We start from the raw sequence: 15,315 nt of genomic DNA on the forward strand, positions 1-15,315 counted from the left end.
AAGTTTAGCATTCGGGGCGCAGGTACTACTTATTGGCGTAAGTCCTTGATACGTTGGCACTTTTGTGACGAAGAAGGCACAGATGCACAAGAAAGCGGCCCAATCCTCAATGATAAATTGTTCGAAGACACTTTTGCGATAGTTTGAGAGGAATAAAGAGATACCAAGCGACATTAGAGGTTAAGCTATGCGTGATACGAAATTTGGAGCCGCAGTGGCATTGATGGCATCCGTCTCCACCATCAGCGCAGCCCAAGCCCAAAACCTGATTGTAAATGGCGACTTTGAAAGTGGTAATTTGTCAGGGTGGAACACAAGCATCAACAACGGACAGGCTAATGCCACCACGAGTACCGCTAACTCCGGCTCATATTCGATGGTTATCTATGACAATAGCGGGCCGGGGACAGTTTCACAGGCCGTAAATGTAAGTGCGGGGACCTACACGCTTAGTTTTGCGATTCGTCCTACGGCAGACACATCACCAGCGAATTCCGTCAGTGTGCTCTTCGATGGGCAAACGGTTCTTACCTTCGGCGGTCAGAGCCCGAACGCCTGGAGGACCGAAACCTTTACGGTTACGGTCGCCGATGGAACCAAAACTCTGGAATTCGACGTAGCAACTTGTGGCGGTTGTGGTGCATTCTACTTTGATGATGTCAGCCTCGTCCTCGTGTCTGCTGCGCCTTCCGGCCCCATCATCACGGATGCGCAGATTTTGGCGGAACTCAAGCTTCAGGCGGCACAGCAGGGTGTCATTCTGACGGATGCCCAAAACCGGGCTGTCCTAACACAGCTTCGCCAGCGCATGTCTTCGGTCTTCACTGATCAGGTGTCGCGCAATGCGACAGGAGGCACGAATGCCGCAACGTCTGCTTCCGTCCTGAGCTTCTCCACTTCGAATAGGGGGGTTTCCCGAAACGGTCGTTGGGCGATGTGGTTCGATACCAGTGCGGATCAACTGGAGGCCGACTGGAACCCCGATGTTTCCGGCTTTCAGGCCCGCCAGCAATTCGGCGTTGACTATAGCTTTGACAATGGCTGGGTCGGCGGCATCAGTGCCGGTATCGGAACCTTCGATAACGACTTTGCCAATGGTGGCTCGCTATCCGGTGATTCTTACTGGATTGCCCCTTATCTCGGGGCAAATGTCGGCGGATGGCTGATGACCGTTCAGGCCGCCTATACCTACACCGACTATGACAGCTTCAACACCGGGCTTGGAATTGTCGACAGCACCTCCGGGCAGCGTTACAGCGCCTCGGCTTCGCTCTCGCGCGAATTCGCTTTGGGCAGTGGCTATCGCATCACGCCCGAGGCTGCGGTGTCAGTTGGCCAGGAGGACATCTCGCGACTGGCGGCCTTGCCTTTCGCAGCAGTGGACGACCCGTATTTTTTCAACGCGCGGATGGGTGGCGAGCTGAGCTATGATCTGGCCTCGGGCGGGCGTGTCTACGGACAGGCTTTCGCAGAGTATACCGATACGAACGGTGACGGCTCTGCCACTTACCTTTCGACCGGATACGAGGCTGAAGAGTGGTCTGCGACCATCGGTGGCGGCTTTGATATACCGGTGGGCGAACGCGGGCGTCTTGGCCTCGATGGCCGGGTCCGTGGCCTTGGCTCGGACACGCATGTCTATGGCTTGAGCGCAAGCTATTCCGTCAGCTTCTGAAGCAACGCAGCGGGACGGTTGTGTTGCATGACTTGCATGCGGCATAAACCGCCCCGCGACCGCTTAGTCCTGTTTGCTACAGCACATACCTCGACAAATCCGCCGATCTCATCAGTTCGCCCAGGTTTTCCTCGACGAAGGCGGCGTTGACGGTGACCTTGTCGCCCGAGCGGTCGGGGGCGGTGAAGCTGAGCTCTTCGAACACGCGTTCCATGACGGTATAGAGCCGTCTTGCGCCGATGTTTTCGACCGTCTGGTTCACTTCGGCGGCGATGCGGGCGAGGGCGGCGATGCCGTCTTCGGTGAAGTCTACCGTCACCTCCTCGGTGCCCATGAGGGCGGTATACTGGCGGGTGAGGGCGTTGTCGGTTTCGGTCAGGATGCGGACGAAATCGCCCTCGGTCAGCGCGCGCAGTTCGACCCGGATGGGCAGGCGGCCCTGCAATTCGGGCAGAAGGTCGGACGGTTTGGCGATGTGAAAGGCGCCCGAGGCGATGAACAGGATATGATCGGTTTTGACCGGGCCGTGCTTGGTGGATACGGTGGTGCCCTCGATCAGCGGCAGCAGGTCGCGCTGTACGCCCTCGCGCGACACGTCGCCGCCGCGGGTTTCGGACTTGGCGCAGACCTTGTCGATCTCGTCGAGAAAGACGATGCCGTTCTGTTCGACGGCCTCGAGCGCGGTCTTGTTGACGGTTTCATCATCGAGCAGCTTGTCGGCCTCTTCCCCGATCAACACCTGGTAACTGTCGGCAACGGTCATTTTCTTGCGGACGGTGCGCCCGCCGAACGCCTTGCCGAAGATATCGCCCAGGTTCATCATGCCCATCTGGCTGCCGGGTTGGCCGGGAATGTCCATCATGCCCATCGGGTTGGACTGATCGGTGAGGTCCAGTTCGATCTCGGTATCGTCAAGCAGCCCGTCGCGCAGTTTCTTGCGGAACATCTCGCGGGTGGCCTCGCGGGCGTCCTCCCCGGCGATGGCGGAAATGACGCGATCCTCGGCCAGTTCATGGGCACGGGTTTTGACATCCTCGCGCATCCAGTCGCGCGTCTGGGCGATGGCGCTGTCCACCAGATCGCGGATGATCTGTTCGACATCGCGCCCGACATAGCCGACCTCGGTGAACTTGGTGGCCTCGACCTTGATGAAGGGGGCGCGGGCCAGTTTGGCGAGGCGGCGGGAGATCTCGGTTTTGCCGACGCCGGTGGGGCCGATCATCAGGATGTTCTTGGGGTAGACTTCTTCGCGCAGGTCGTCGGGCAGTTGCTTGCGCCGCCAGCGGTTGCGCAGGGCGACGGCGGTGGCGCGCTTGGCGTCCTTCTGGCCGATGATGAAACGGTCGAGTTCGCTGACGATTTCGCGCGGGGTCAGGTCGGTCATTTGGAGATGCTTTCTACGGTCAGGTTGCCGTTGGTGTAGACGCAGATATCGGCGGCGATGGCCATTGCATCGCGGGCGATCTGTTCGGCGGTGCGGTCGCTGTCCATCATGCCGCGCGCGGCGGCGAGGGCATAGTTCCCGCCCGAGCCGATGGCGGTGCAATCGTGTTCGGGCTCAAGAACGTCGCCCGCGCCGGTGATGACGTAGATCTGATCGCCATCGGTGACGATCAGCATCGCTTCGAGCTTTTGCAGGTATTTGTCGGTGCGCCAGTCCTTGGCCAGTTCCACGCTGGCGCGCTGAAGCTGGCCGGGGGTGGCTTCGAGCTTGGATTCGAGCCGTTCGAGCAGGGTGAAGGCATCGGCGGTAGAGCCGGCAAAGCCCACCAGCACGTCATAGCCGCCGGGCGAGATGCGGCGGACCTTGCGGGCGGTGCCCTTGATGACGGTCTGGCCAAGGCTGACCTGTCCGTCGCCGGCGATCACGACCTGACCGCCCTTTTTCACGCCGATGATCGTGGTGCCGTGCCAGCCGGGAAATTCGTTGCTCATGGGGCCTCCGTTCGGTTCGTGTCTATATGGAAGGGCGGGGCGCGGGGTGCAAGGGTGGCTATCCCAGCAGGTCCCGCGCGATGCGGTGAAAAATGCCCGTGCCGATTGGAATCAGGTCATCGGGGAAATCGTAATCGGGGTTGTGCAGGGCGGCGTGATCGCTGCCCGCGCCAAGGAACAGCATGGCGGATTTCGCGGTATGGCCGAAACGCCCGAAATCTTCGGACGGGCGCCAGGGCAAGCCGCTGGCGTCATGCGGGATGCCGAGGGTGTCCAGTGCGGCAGTGCAGAGTTCCGTGGCCTCGGCGTTGTTTTCGCTGTGCAGGAACACGTCGTGGAAATCGTGGGTAAAGCCGAGGTTTTGGGCAGAACAAGACGTTTTCAGCAGGGTCAGAGCCTGTTCACACAGATCATCCATGCGATTATCTGTCAGCGTTCGAAGTGTTGCGAACAGCGTGGCATCGCCGGGTGCGATGCCGAAAGCGGGTTCGCCCATTTGAACATGCGTCACGGTGACAAGTGCGAAATCAGGGTCTTGTGTACTGCCGTGGCTGAGCGCGGTCAGGGCGGGCATCACATTGGCCAGTGCCTCCATGGGGGAAGTCCCGGTTTCCGGCTGCGAGGCGTGGGCGGAGCGGCCGGTGAACCGAACCTCAAGCCCGCGAGAGGCACAGGTGATTGGCCCTGACGTGATGGCCACATGACCCAAAGGCAAGCCTGGCGTGTTATGCAGGGCAAAGGCGTAATCGGGTTGAACAGGGTCGAATTTCAGATCGTCCAGCACCGCCCTGGCCCCGGCGCCGGTTTCTTCGGCGGGTTGGAACAGCAGCACCACGCGCCCCCGCGCGGGCCGTTGCCGGGACAACAGCCGCGCAAGGCCCATGAGGATCGTCATGTGCCCGTCATGCCCGCAAAGATGCCCGACCCCGTCGATCAGCGAACGATGCTCGGGCGTTCCGGTTTCGAAAATCGGCAGCGCGTCGAGTTCGCAGCGAAACAGAACCGTCGGGCCGGGCGCGGCCCCGTTATACACGGCGGCCACCCCATGCCCGCCAAGGCCGGTGATCAGGTCATCGGGCACGAGGGGCGCGAATTCCTGCACGATGCGCTGGGATGTCTGCGCCTCGTCGCCCGATATTTCGGGATGGCGGTGCAGATCGTGGCGCAGCGCAACAAGGTCGATGATGTCGGTGTTCGTCAGGGTCATGAGGATGTTTTCACCCCAATGACGGCAAAAGAAAAGGGCCGCGCGATGGCGGCCCTTCTATCCCGTGATTTCGGGGGACTCAGATGCTGTCTTCGATCCAGCTTTGCAGGGCGGCCTTTGGGGCGGCGCCTGCGCGGTTCGAGATCACCTGACCGTCCTTGAAGATGAACAGCGCGGGAATGCCGCGCACGCCCATGGCGGCGGCGGCGTTCGGGTTGTTATCAACGTCGACCTTGGCGATTTTCACCTTGCCGTCCATTTCGGCGGCCAGCTCTTCCAAAGCGGGGCCAATCTGTTTGCACGGGCCGCACCATTCGGCCCAGAAATCCACCACAACGGGGATGTCGGAATTTTTCACTTCGGCGTCGAAGGTCGCGTCGGTAACGGCAACTGTGCCCATGGTCATGTCTCCTGACAGGAATTGAGTTGGCCTGAACCTAGGTATGCCCGGCGGGGGCGTCAAGCGCCGGGGGTGTCGCAGAGCGCCCGGGTCACAAGATCGTGCGGCAGGGGCATAAGGCTGGCGGCGCGCGTCCAGAGCAGCGCGGTTTCGATCTGCCGGTCCGGATAAATCTGCGCAAGCGCGTGGGCATAGGCCCCCATCTGCCGCAAAAGGCCCTCGGGGCAGGTTTCGGGGCGGTCGGGAATGGCGGCGTTGGTCTTGAAATCGACGGCCAGAACGCGATGCGGTTCGACGATCAAGCGGTCGATGGTGCCGTGAATACGCCTGTTTTGAAGGGCATCAAGCGTGGCGGTCACGGACACCTCGGTCAGGGCGTTGGGCGTGAACAGCGGCGCGAGCGACGGTTTTGTCAGAACCTTTTCAACCTCGGCCAACAAAAGGGCGTGTTCATCGGCGGTGGCGGTATCGGGACCGGTGGACAGAAGCCTTGCGGCGGTTGTAGGCCAGTCGGGTTGCGGAACCTGCGGCAGGAATTCCAGCAGGCGGTGAATGAGGCGGCCCCGGCGCTTGGCGGCGTCTTCGTCAAGCCCGCGTTCGTCCGGCAGGGCCTTGGCCCCGCCAAGATCGGTCGAGGGGCTGAGCGTTTTCGGCGCGGCGGGGCGTTCGGGCGCAGGGGAGAGGAAAAATTTGGGAAGCGGGGTTGGGCCAGGCTTGGTTTCAGGCGCAGTATCAGTCCCTGTTCCGGCCCAATCGCCATGTTCCAGCCGCAAGCCCGGCCCACCGGCAAAATCATGCCCGACCGCCCCGGCGCGCTGCAATCCGGCCTCAACCTTTTCATACCAGGTTTCGCCCTGTTTCCCCAGATCGCCCGCCGCAGCGACGATCAGCCATTTTTCGGCCCGCGTCATGGCGACGTAAAGCAGGCGGTCACGTTCGGCGCGTTCGGCCTGTTTGGCGGCATCGTTGGCCTGCGTGACGGCGCGCGGAGAGTCGTTGGAGCCGGTGCGCCAGATCGGCGTATCCCCGGCCAGCGCGATCTGATCCCGCAGGCGGATATCGCGCTTGCCCGTATCGGGGAGGATGACCAGCGGCGATTCCAGCCCCTTGGCGCCATGCACCGTCATCACGCGGATACGATCCCCGGCGCTGTCCATCTGGCGCTTGATTTCCAGATCGTCGGTTTCCATCCAGACTAGAAAGCCCGTCAGGCTGTCGACGGCGCGTTGCTCATAGGCCATCGCCTGCGACAACAGGGCGTCGATGCCGTCTTCGGCCTCGGTGCCGAGGCGGGCGAGCAATTTGCGGCGCCCGTCATGGCGGGTCAAAATGCGTTCGATCAGGTCATAGGGGCGCAGGTAATCAGCCTGCGCGCGCAGGTCTTTCAGGACGGTCATGGTTTCGGGATGCTTTTCGGCCTGATCGCGCAGCGCGGCCCACAGGTGTTTCTGTGTGCGCCCGTGGGCGAGGGCGTAAAGATCGGACTCGGACCAGCCGAACAGCGGCGAGCGCAGGGCGATGGCCAGCGACAGGCTGTCTTCGGGCGTGGCCAGGAAGGACAGGAGCGCTGCAAGATCCTTGACCGCCAGTTCGGCCCCGACCTTGAGCCGGTCGGCCCCGGCGATGGGCAGGTTCAGGGCTTTGCATTCGCGGATGATTTCATGAAACAGGTCCGAGCGGCGCTGCACGAGGATCATGACATCGCCGGGCCGGACCGGGCGCATCCCGGCGGTTTCGTCCGGGATAAGCTGTTTTTCAACCACCATGCGGCGGATCGTCCGGGCCACCTGTTGCGCCAACAGCGTCGCCGGATCGTTGGCGGCCTTCACATCGACGGGCGAGTACCATTCGGGGTCGTCGTCCTGTTCGGGCTTTTCGATCAGCGGCCACAGATCGACCCGGCCGGGCAGGTCGGCTTTGAACGTCTTGTGACCCTGAGTCGGCGTAAAGCCGCTATCCTGACTGTTGGCAAAGGTGTGATCGACAAGGCTCAGGATCGCGTGGGAGGAGCGGAAGGAATATTCCATCTCCATGTCCTGAAGCGGCTGGCCGGTGGCCTGAAGGCGCGCTGCGAAATCGGTCTTCATCCGGTCGAATTCACGCGGGTCGGCGCCCTGAAAGGAATAGATCGACTGTTTCTTGTCGCCGACCACGAAAATCGTGCGGGTGACATCGGGGCGCGCGCCCTGGCCGCTGGTGAATTCCTGCGCCAGCCGTTCGATAACCTGCCATTGCACGGGGCTGGTATCCTGCGCCTCGTCCACGAGGATATGATCGATTCCGCCGTCGAGCCGGAACAGAACCCACGCCGCCACCGCCGGATCGGTCAGCAATTGCCGGGCGCGCAGGATCAGGTCGTCGAAATCCAGCCAGCCGCGCAGGGCCTTGGCCGCATCGTAGGCGGGCAGGAACACGGCGGCGAAGTCGTGCAGCGCGCGGGATTTCTGAATGGCCATGGCCGCAAGCCGCGCTTCGCGGGCGTCCTCGACGCGGGCCATGAACTGTTCGATCTGCGTCATGGCCGCGCCAAGGGTTTTCTGGCAGGGCTTGGTCGGGAAAGAGCCGATCTTGGCGGTAAACGGCTCTTTCGCGCCCGAGCCGGTGAGGAATACGTTTTCCAGTACGGGCAGGGCGGAGGCATCCAGTTGCGTGATCGTGCGCAGCCTGGCGGCGGCTTTCCGGTCGTTGGTGCCGCTGGCGTCGAGCGCCGGGATCAGCTGATCGAGAAGCGCCTGTTCGCTGCCAAGGAAGACCTGCGCGGCGACGGTTGCCAGCGACACATCGGCAGGTTGCCCGAAGGCTGCGGCCAGATCGTCCTGCGTGGCAGGGGTCTGGAAGTGGCTGCGGTGGCGGACGATCTCGGCGGTGATGTCAGTCAGGTCTTCGCCGCCATGGTGGCGGGCAAGGGTATAAACTGTCTCTGATCCGGCCCCGGAGGCGATTTCTTCGACGATCTCGCTGCGCAGCAGGGTGGCGGTGCGGTCTTCCATTTCGGTGAACTGGGGACTGACCCCGGCCTCGAGCGGGAAGCGGCGCAGCAAGCCGGCGCAGAACGAGTGGATCGTCTGGATCTTCAGCCCCCCCGGCGCTTCGATGGCACGGGCGAACAGGCGGCGGGCGTTACGCAGGGCGTCGTCATTTATGACCCCTTCGAAGCCCAGCGCATCCAGCGCCGCGCGCAGGTCGGCATCGGCCAGCATCGCCCATTCGCCCAGACGGCGGAACAGGCGGTTCTGCATCTCGCTGGCGGCGGCCTTGGTGTAGGTCAGGCACAGGATGTGCTGCGGATCGACCCCGTCCAGCAACAGGCGCGCGACGCGGTCGGTCAGCACGCGGGTTTTGCCCGATCCGGCATTGGCCGACAGCCATGTGGAACGATCCGGGCGGGCGGCGTCGATCTGGCGCTGGGAGGCGTCGTCGCGGGGCATTATCCGACCTCCTGCGTGTCGGGGGTATCGGTGATGTCCCACTCGCCGAACCGGGCCAGCTGATCGTAATCGCCCTTGTCGGTTTTTTTCTGCATCGCCCGGCGCGAGGCAAAACCCCGGTCGGGTTCAAGATAGGCGCGCATCAGGGCCTCGAATTCTTTCCAGACCTTTTCGGGCGGTTCGGTGTCCAGCGGGGCGTTCACGATCTTGGGGTTGCTGCCCAAACCGATAAAGGCGGCTTGGGCCACTTTTGACGGGGTGATGTCGCCAAAGCCCGCCTGTTCGGCAATCGCGGCCTCGAGGAGCAGCTGTTTGTCAAAGAATTCCTGTTCGCTGGCCGAGGGCGGCGTGCCGGTCTTGTAATCATAGATGTAAAGCGCGCCGCGCGTGTCCATGTCGATCCGGTCGGCCTGCGCCTTGAGGGTGACGCCAAGGTCGGGAAGGGTGGCCTTGCCTCGTGCCTCCAGCGCGCTGGGCCGGGCAAGGTCACGGCGGGCGAATTCACCCTCGATGAACCAGTCGGCCACCCGCTCCATCCGGGCGCGCCAGACCGCGCGCGCCTCGGCCCAGGGGACGTTTTCCGCCAGAATGGTCTCGGTTTTTGCCAAAAGCGCCTCGCGCGTGCACTGGCCGGGATCGTCGAGCGTATCTCTGATGAACTGCTCAAGACTTTCGTGCAGGACGATGCCGCGCAGCAGGGCGTCGGGCAGTTTCATCAACGGATCAAGCGGGCGCAGGCCCAGAACATGCCTCGCGTAGATCGCGTAAGGATCGCGGATCAGGCGCTTGATTTCCGTCACCGACAGATCGCGCGGCCGTGCCGCCACAGGGGGACAGGGCGCGGGACGGGTTGCAGCCGGAACGCTTCCTGGCTCTTCCAGCGCCTGAACGCGATGCAGCCATGCCGCACCGCGGTCTGCCATATCGGCCAGTGCCTTGGGGCCGTTCTGATCGGGGAGGCCCGCCAGCAGGTTCTTGATGCGGTTCAGCCAGCGCGACGGCACGGTTTCGGCGTCGTCCGAGCGGATCGAGCGGGTGAACCAGACCTCGGGCGCACTCGCGGCCTGTTGGAAGTCATGGGCCGACAGGCCGATGCGCCGCTCGGGCAGCAACAGCCCGGCCTGATTGCGCAGCGCGCGGTTGAGCCACGGATCGGGGTTGGGGGCCTCGGGCCAGCTTGCTTCGTTCAGACCGGCCAGGATCAGCAGATCGGCCCCCTGAACGCGGGCTTCCAGCGTGCCCCAGATCAGGATATCGGGGTGCGGGGTGTCGGGGTTCCGAACCTCGCCCGCCGACAGGACGGCATGGAACAGGCTGGTGTAATCGGCGGCGTTGATCCGCCCGCCGTGTTCCGCTTGGTCTTGCAGGTTGGAAACGGTTTTCCATGCCTCCTGCCCGGCATCATTTTGCCAAAGCCGCCCGCCATCGCCCGTGTCGGGCCCGCTGGCGATACGCGTGGCAAGGTCGATATGATGGTCGACAAGATCGGTCAGCGGCAGGTCGCCAGCGACCTCTTTTGCGGTGATACAGTCACTGATCCATTGCGCCCAGGGCAGGGCAAGCGGGTCTTTCTGTTTATCGGCCCATGCCATCAGGTCGGCGGGTTGCGGATAGGGCGGGCCGTGGCGGCGCAGGTGCAGTTCCAGCTCGCGCGTGAGGCGCAGATGCGGGCCGCGATCGCTGCCGGAATGGGTCAGCGGGTGCTTGAGCAGGGTCAGCAGCAGTTCCGCCGTCAGCCTGTCGCGGAACAGATCGCCCACATGGCGCAGGAACCGGCCCGGCGGCGACAGGTGAAGCGGCATGCCCGCGCTGTCATCGGGGAGGATGGCCCAGCGGTCCAGCGCGGCGGTGACCTGCCGGGTCAGGGTGCGGTCCGGGGTGATCAGCGCGGCGGTTTGCCCGTCCTCGGCGGCCTGACGCAGACGCATGGCGATGGCCAGCGCCTCTGACCGGGTGGATTGCGCCTCGACCAGTGTGATTCCGGTGGTGGCCCTGTCCAGATCGGCGAGCGACGGGCCGTCCTGCAACCATTGATCGGTCACCGGGGCGGGGCGCAGGGCCAGCGACAGCAGCCGATTGCGCGCCGGGCTGGCGGGGGTGGTATCGGTCCAGTGCATGATCTGGCCGGGGGACAGGCCCAGATTGGTTATCAGGTGGGCAAAGCGGTATTGCGGATGATCCTCGGACAGCAGGGCATCGTCCAGCGTGGCCCAGACATCGGCAGGCATGTCGAAATCGACGCCGGGCAGCACGACCGCGCCCTGCGGCAGCTTTGCGACCGCTTGCATCAAAAGCTGCGTCGCCCCGCGAGAGCCGGTCGACCCGGCAATGATGACCGGATGATCGGGGGGGGAATCCTGCCATGTCCGGGTGACGTGTTCGATCACCAGCCGCTGGCGGGTTTCGACATCGGGGTGTTCGGTTCCGGTTTCAAAATAGTGTCTGACAATGCCCAAAAACGCCTTGATCCGGTCCCAGTGGCCGGATTGGTCGGAAATATCCAGATCTTCGATGCGGTCGGGTGAAACACCCTCGCCGTGCATTTCGTCCATCAGGGCGGCAAGGCTGTCGGCCAGCGCATAAAGCGACGAGCGCGGGGCGATATCGGGCTCGGCCTGTAGCAGCGAGGAGACCAGTTGAGTCAGCTCCAGCCGCCGGCGCAGGGGTGGAACCGGGTCGGGGATATGGGCCAGGTCCCAGCTCTCGCCCAGATCGGTGAGCAGGCTGATCCGGGGCAAGAGCAGCGCAGGCCCCTGATCGAACAGGCTGCGGATGCGCCGCGCCATGCGCCGGGTGTTGACGATCAGGTGAACCCTGGCCAGCGCCTCGGGCGGGTGCGTGGCGTGGCGGCTCATCAGCCCGTCAACCAGCGCGCGGGGGAAATCCACGCCAAGGGGTGTGCCGAAAACGCGGGGGCTGTCCGTGGGATCAAACATCGCGTGCCTTCAGCATGTTTTCGGCCAGGGCGATGCCCTCGGGGCGGCCCACATCGCACCATTTGCCCGGATAGGGAATGGCGAACAGACGGTTGTCGGCCAGCATGCGATCCCACAGCAGGTTCAGCGAAAAGGCGGTTTCGGAGATGTCGTGCAGCAGGTCGGTTTTCAGGATTTGCAGACCCGAATACACCAGCCCCGGCCCGCGCGTGGCCAGCCCGCCCGTGCCGGGTATGAAATCGCCGGGCCCGGTATGGCCGATGGCGTTTTCGCGCGGCAGGCAGAGCAGCAGGGCATCCATGCGGTCGGGCGCCCATGCCCCGGCAAGCAGAGTCAGCGGGTTGGGCCCAGACCAGACGGCATCGGTGTTCATCGTGAAAACCGGGCCTTCGCCCAGATGCGGCAGTGCCGCCCGCAGCCCGCCGCCGGTTTCCAGAATATCGGGGGTTTCATGGGACAGGATCACCTCGCTGCCGGCAAGGTGGTCGATCAGGGGCTGGGGTTTGTAGTGGAGATTGGCCACGATCCGGTCGGGGCCGAACGCACGCACCAGATCGAGCGCATGGTCGATCAGCGGGCGGCCCGCGACGGGGATCATCGGCTTGGGTTGCGCGGCGGTCAGGGCGCCCATGCGCGTCCCGAACCCGGCGGCAAACAGCATTACCGAGCGGGGCTGGTCGCGCATTGGTCTTTCACCTTTTGCAGAATGGACGGGGTGGGGGGCGGAAGGGTGTTTTGGACGATTTGCGCGACATCGGTCAACGCCGGATGCTCCAGATCGCGCATCAGGTGGTTCCAGACCCGCGGGATCAGATCGACATAGTGCGCCTTGCCGTCGCGGAGGCACAGGCGGGCGAACACACCAAGGATGCGCAGATTCCGCTGCGCCCCCAACACGGCATAGGCGGTGCGGAATGTTTCGGGAGCGGCGTGGGTTTCGGCGATGTAGTGGCCGATCATCGCGTCTTCGATGGCGGGCGGAACATCGCGGCGGGCGTCCTGCAACAGCGAGACCAGATCATAGGCGCGATGGCCCAGCATGGCATCCTGAAAATCCAGAAGGCCCACGCGCGCCACTCCGGTGCGGTCGGGCAGCCAAAGCAGGTTTTGCGCGTGATAGTCGCGCTGAATCAGCACATCGGCCGTTTCGGCGTGATGGCTGAGGGCGCTTAGCATGGCCGCAAGGAACCGTTCCCGCGCGGCAGGGTCGGTATTGCCCGTGGCGGGCAAGTACCAGTCGAAGGCCAGCGCGGCCAGATCGGCCATCAACGCGGGCGAATAGCTGTCCAGCCCGTCGGGCGTATCGTGGTCATGCAGCGTGACCAACAGGTCTGTTGCGGTGGAATAGAGCCTGTTTTCAATCTCGGGCCGGTCCGGGATCACCGAGGCGAACAGATCGTCGCCCAGGTCTTCGAGCAACAGGAACCCGGCCTGAGTGTCGCGCGCCAGAATATGCGGCGCGCTGAGGCCGGTGCCGGTCAGGTATTCCGAGATATGAATGAAGGGGCGCACATCCTCGCCGCGCTCGGGCGGGGCGTCCATCAGCACGGCGGATTGGCCGCTGACCGGGTGGGTCAGGCGCAGATAGCGGCGGTTCGAGGCATCTCCGGCCAGTGGCGCGGTGGCCGCCCCGGCCCAATCGGTGCTGTCGATAAAGGCGCGGATCGCCCCGGTGCGGTCAGTCATTGCAGATATCTTTCAGCTTGGCGTCCCAATCCTGCGCGTTCCATTCAAGGCGCATCGTCCGGGTATCATCCTGATCCGGGGATTCCAGTGCAATCCGCAGAGCGGTTTCGGGGGCCAGTTCGTGCAGGCGGTCGGGCCATTCGACAAGGCAGATGGCATCCTCGAACGCCTCGATCAGGCCCAGCTCTTCGATCTCTCCGACATCGGTCAGGCGGTACAGGTCCGCATGCCAGATCTCTCCGCTGCGGCCCGGATAGGTTTGTACCAGCGTGTAGGTGGGCGAGGGGACATCCTCGGGGGCGTCGAGAAGGGCGAGGATCAGGCAGCGCGCAAAGTGCGATTTGCCCGCGCCGACAGGCCCCGACAACAGGATCACGTCGCCCGCCGCCAGATGCGGCGCAAGCGCCTGTGCAACGGCGCAAGTCCGGTCGGGGGAATTCAGGTGAAGTGTGCGGGCCCGCTCTGACATGGGCCGAGACTACACGGCCCGCGACCGCCTGCAAGCGCGATCAGCCCGCGTCGGACAGTGAGTGGGATGCCGGAGTCCAGCCGGGGTTGATCTTGCCGATGGTCAGCATCGACGCCCCGCCGGGAAGCGGTGTGATCCGGCAGGTCAGCGCCTCGTCGTCCGATGAGGTCAGCCCGGCCTGGATCGGCTCCGACAGACGCCGAGCGTCGAGCCGGGATTCGACACGGGACCAGAAGGCCGGATCGGGGATGCGCTCGTTGCAGATGCGGGTCAGGTCACGCAGGCTCAGTTCGGCAAAGCAACTGTCCGGGTCGATCCCGAGCAGGCGCGAACACACGTCGTTGCACAGCAACAGCGTGTTCGTCGGCGACAGGACGGCGACGGCATCGGACAGGTTGTCCAGAACCGCCTGCCGCAGATCGACCTGCGAGCGGAACCGCCGGGTCAGCGAAATTTCGTCCGTGATATCCTCGAACAGAAAGGCGATGGCCCCGTCGGGGTGCGGTCGCCCGGTCACCCGGTAGGTCAGCCCCGAGGGCAGGCTCCAGGTTTCGCGATAGAGCCCGTCCGACGCGGCTTCGATCATTTGCAGGATCTGCGACCGCCAGTCGGCATAGCTGCGCGGTTCGGGCAGGACGTGATTGTCGCGCAGCTTGTCGAAAAAGCTCATGAGGTTGGGCTGTGCACTCAGGAACTCGGGGCCAAGGCTGGTCAGGTCCAGAAGGGCGGGGTTGAACAGGGCCAGTTGCTTGTCCCGATCGAACACGGCCAGCCCGGTGGTGAGATTGGCGAATGTCTTGGTCAGGGTCTGGACGAATTCACGCCGGACGGTTTCGGCGGTGACGATTTCCGTGACGTTGGAAATATAGTGAATGATGTTGTCTTCGGCGCGGATCGTGCGGGTTTCGAACCAGCGGCTGTTTGTGCCGTCGTCAAGGCGGTGACGCCCGGTTTTCGTTTCCCCGGCGGTGGGCAGATCCCCGGCATCGGGAAACAGGGCCGTTGCATCGCGAATGCCATGCGCCGCGAACGCGGTGTTCGTCCACAGAATCCGCCCGGTATCGCTTGTCACCACGATGCCGCATGACGCGTTGTTGAGGCATCTGCCCCATTTCCGCTGACGAACCGTCAGTCGCATACGCTCCTGTCGCTCGGCAGCATCGCCCGTTGCCGGATCGGTCAGCGTCAGGCGCGTGATGATACCCTGCCTGACGATCCTCAGCCGGGCGTCGTCCGTGCCCTCTGCGGCGGACAATACCGTTTCCCCATCGGGCAGGTCCCGTGTGCTTTTCGGGAGGTCGGGAAAGCGGTATTTCAGCCAGTCGTGAATGCCGGGCCAGTTGTTCGGGCTGCACGAGGTGATTTCGATGCGCAGGTCGTGATCGGCCAGGTCGTCATGCTCGAACAGGAAATGCACGCCGCCGGAGGAGGGGCCCTGCGTCTGCGCCGTTCGGGAAAGGCCACGTCCGGGCAGCGCGGAAATCAACCAGACGACACCCAGAGCGATCAACATGGACACAAGGGGCACGACAGCCCAGGCCCATAGCGGTAAACCAGCCATTTACAGAACCATCCTTTC

Annotated in this window: 11 protein-coding genes; 1 reads left to right on the top strand and 10 read right to left on the bottom strand. The window is 63.7% G+C overall.

All coding sequences use genetic code 11. From position 1 onward, the window contains the following. Nucleotides 1-187: 187 nt before the first annotated feature. On the top strand, nt 188-1,675 hold the full coding sequence (locus tag KPG71_RS10995) for an autotransporter domain-containing protein (protein WP_216338123.1): 1,488 nt from the start codon (nt 188-190) through the stop codon (nt 1,673-1,675). 76 nt (nt 1,676-1,751) lie between these two features. On the opposite strand, the gene hslU is transcribed toward KPG71_RS10995, so the two are convergent. The 10 genes from hslU to KPG71_RS11045 all read right to left on the bottom strand — a co-directional run bounded on the left by hslU (nt 1,752) and on the right by KPG71_RS11045 (nt 15,297). Beyond that, the gene (gene hslU / locus KPG71_RS11000; protein WP_216338124.1) at nt 1,752-3,059 is read right to left on the bottom strand and encodes an ATP-dependent protease ATPase subunit HslU; all 1,308 of its coding nucleotides are present in this window, start codon (nt 3,057-3,059) and stop codon (nt 1,752-1,754) included. Beyond that, complete coding sequence (gene hslV / locus KPG71_RS11005) at nt 3,056-3,610, bottom strand: ATP-dependent protease subunit HslV (RefSeq protein ID WP_216338125.1); 555 nt, start codon at nt 3,608-3,610, stop codon at nt 3,056-3,058. The genes hslU and hslV overlap by 4 nt, the downstream gene beginning before the upstream one ends. A 58-nt stretch (nt 3,611-3,668) precedes the next feature. Further along, complete coding sequence (locus tag KPG71_RS11010; protein ID WP_216338126.1) at nt 3,669-4,817, bottom strand: amidohydrolase; 1,149 nt, start codon at nt 4,815-4,817, stop codon at nt 3,669-3,671. Between the two features lie 79 nt (nt 4,818-4,896). Beyond that, entirely contained in the window at nt 4,897-5,217 is a 321-nt protein-coding gene (gene trxA / locus KPG71_RS11015; RefSeq protein WP_216338127.1) for a thioredoxin, read from the bottom strand. A 59-nt stretch (nt 5,218-5,276) separates the two neighbouring features. Continuing rightward, nucleotides 5,277-8,645 (bottom strand): double-strand break repair helicase AddA, encoded by a 3,369-nt coding sequence (addA, locus tag KPG71_RS11020; protein WP_253196202.1) that lies wholly within the window; start codon nt 8,643-8,645, stop codon nt 5,277-5,279. Further along, a complete protein-coding gene (gene addB, locus KPG71_RS11025; RefSeq protein WP_216338128.1) occupies nt 8,645-11,581 on the bottom strand; it encodes a double-strand break repair protein AddB in 2,937 nt (978 codons plus the stop codon). Before addB ends, addA begins: the two co-directional genes overlap by 1 nt. Beyond that, entirely contained in the window at nt 11,574-12,266 is a 693-nt protein-coding gene (locus KPG71_RS11030) for a nucleotidyltransferase family protein (RefSeq protein ID WP_216338129.1), read from the bottom strand. The genes addB and KPG71_RS11030 overlap by 8 nt, the downstream gene beginning before the upstream one ends. Further along, nucleotides 12,242-13,267 (bottom strand): aminoglycoside phosphotransferase family protein, encoded by a 1,026-nt coding sequence (locus tag KPG71_RS11035; protein WP_216338130.1) that lies wholly within the window; start codon nt 13,265-13,267, stop codon nt 12,242-12,244. Before KPG71_RS11035 ends, KPG71_RS11030 begins: the two co-directional genes overlap by 25 nt. Beyond that, nucleotides 13,260-13,736: a tRNA (adenosine(37)-N6)-threonylcarbamoyltransferase complex ATPase subunit type 1 TsaE gene (tsaE, locus tag KPG71_RS11040; RefSeq protein WP_216338131.1), complete on the bottom strand. Its 477-nt coding sequence runs from the start codon at nt 13,734-13,736 to the stop codon at nt 13,260-13,262. The genes KPG71_RS11035 and tsaE overlap by 8 nt, the downstream gene beginning before the upstream one ends. Before the next feature lie 40 nt (nt 13,737-13,776). Continuing rightward, on the bottom strand, nt 13,777-15,297 hold the full coding sequence (locus tag KPG71_RS11045) for a PAS-domain containing protein (RefSeq protein ID WP_216338132.1): 1,521 nt from the start codon (nt 15,295-15,297) through the stop codon (nt 13,777-13,779). Between the last annotated feature and the right edge of the window lie 18 nt (nt 15,298-15,315).

The sequence above is a fragment of the Roseovarius sp. PS-C2 genome, from assembly GCF_018862045.1.
Taxonomy (GTDB): Bacteria; Pseudomonadota; Alphaproteobacteria; order Rhodobacterales; family Rhodobacteraceae; genus Roseovarius.

Excerpts from the sequence above, each read along its gene's own strand:
- KPG71_RS10995 (WP_216338123.1), top strand. The coding sequence starts at position 188 with ATGCGTGATACGAAATTTGGAGCCGCAGTGGCATTGATGGCATCCGTC.
- hslU (WP_216338124.1), bottom strand. The coding sequence starts at position 3,059 with ATGACCGACCTGACCCCGCGCGAAATCGTCAGCGAACTCGACCGTTTC.
- hslV (WP_216338125.1), bottom strand. The coding sequence starts at position 3,610 with ATGAGCAACGAATTTCCCGGCTGGCACGGCACCACGATCATCGGCGTG.
- KPG71_RS11010 (WP_216338126.1), bottom strand. The coding sequence starts at position 4,817 with ATGACCCTGACGAACACCGACATCATCGACCTTGTTGCGCTGCGCCAC.
- trxA (WP_216338127.1), bottom strand. The coding sequence starts at position 5,217 with ATGGGCACAGTTGCCGTTACCGACGCGACCTTCGACGCCGAAGTGAAA.
- addA (WP_253196202.1), bottom strand. The coding sequence starts at position 8,645 with ATGCCCCGCGACGACGCCTCCCAGCGCCAGATCGACGCCGCCCGCCCG.
- addB (WP_216338128.1), bottom strand. The coding sequence starts at position 11,581 with ATGTTTGATCCCACGGACAGCCCCCGCGTTTTCGGCACACCCCTTGGC.
- KPG71_RS11030 (WP_216338129.1), bottom strand. The coding sequence starts at position 12,266 with ATGCGCGACCAGCCCCGCTCGGTAATGCTGTTTGCCGCCGGGTTCGGG.
- KPG71_RS11035 (WP_216338130.1), bottom strand. The coding sequence starts at position 13,267 with ATGACTGACCGCACCGGGGCGATCCGCGCCTTTATCGACAGCACCGAT.
- tsaE (WP_216338131.1), bottom strand. The coding sequence starts at position 13,736 with ATGTCAGAGCGGGCCCGCACACTTCACCTGAATTCCCCCGACCGGACT.
- KPG71_RS11045 (WP_216338132.1), bottom strand. The coding sequence starts at position 15,297 with ATGGCTGGTTTACCGCTATGGGCCTGGGCTGTCGTGCCCCTTGTGTCC.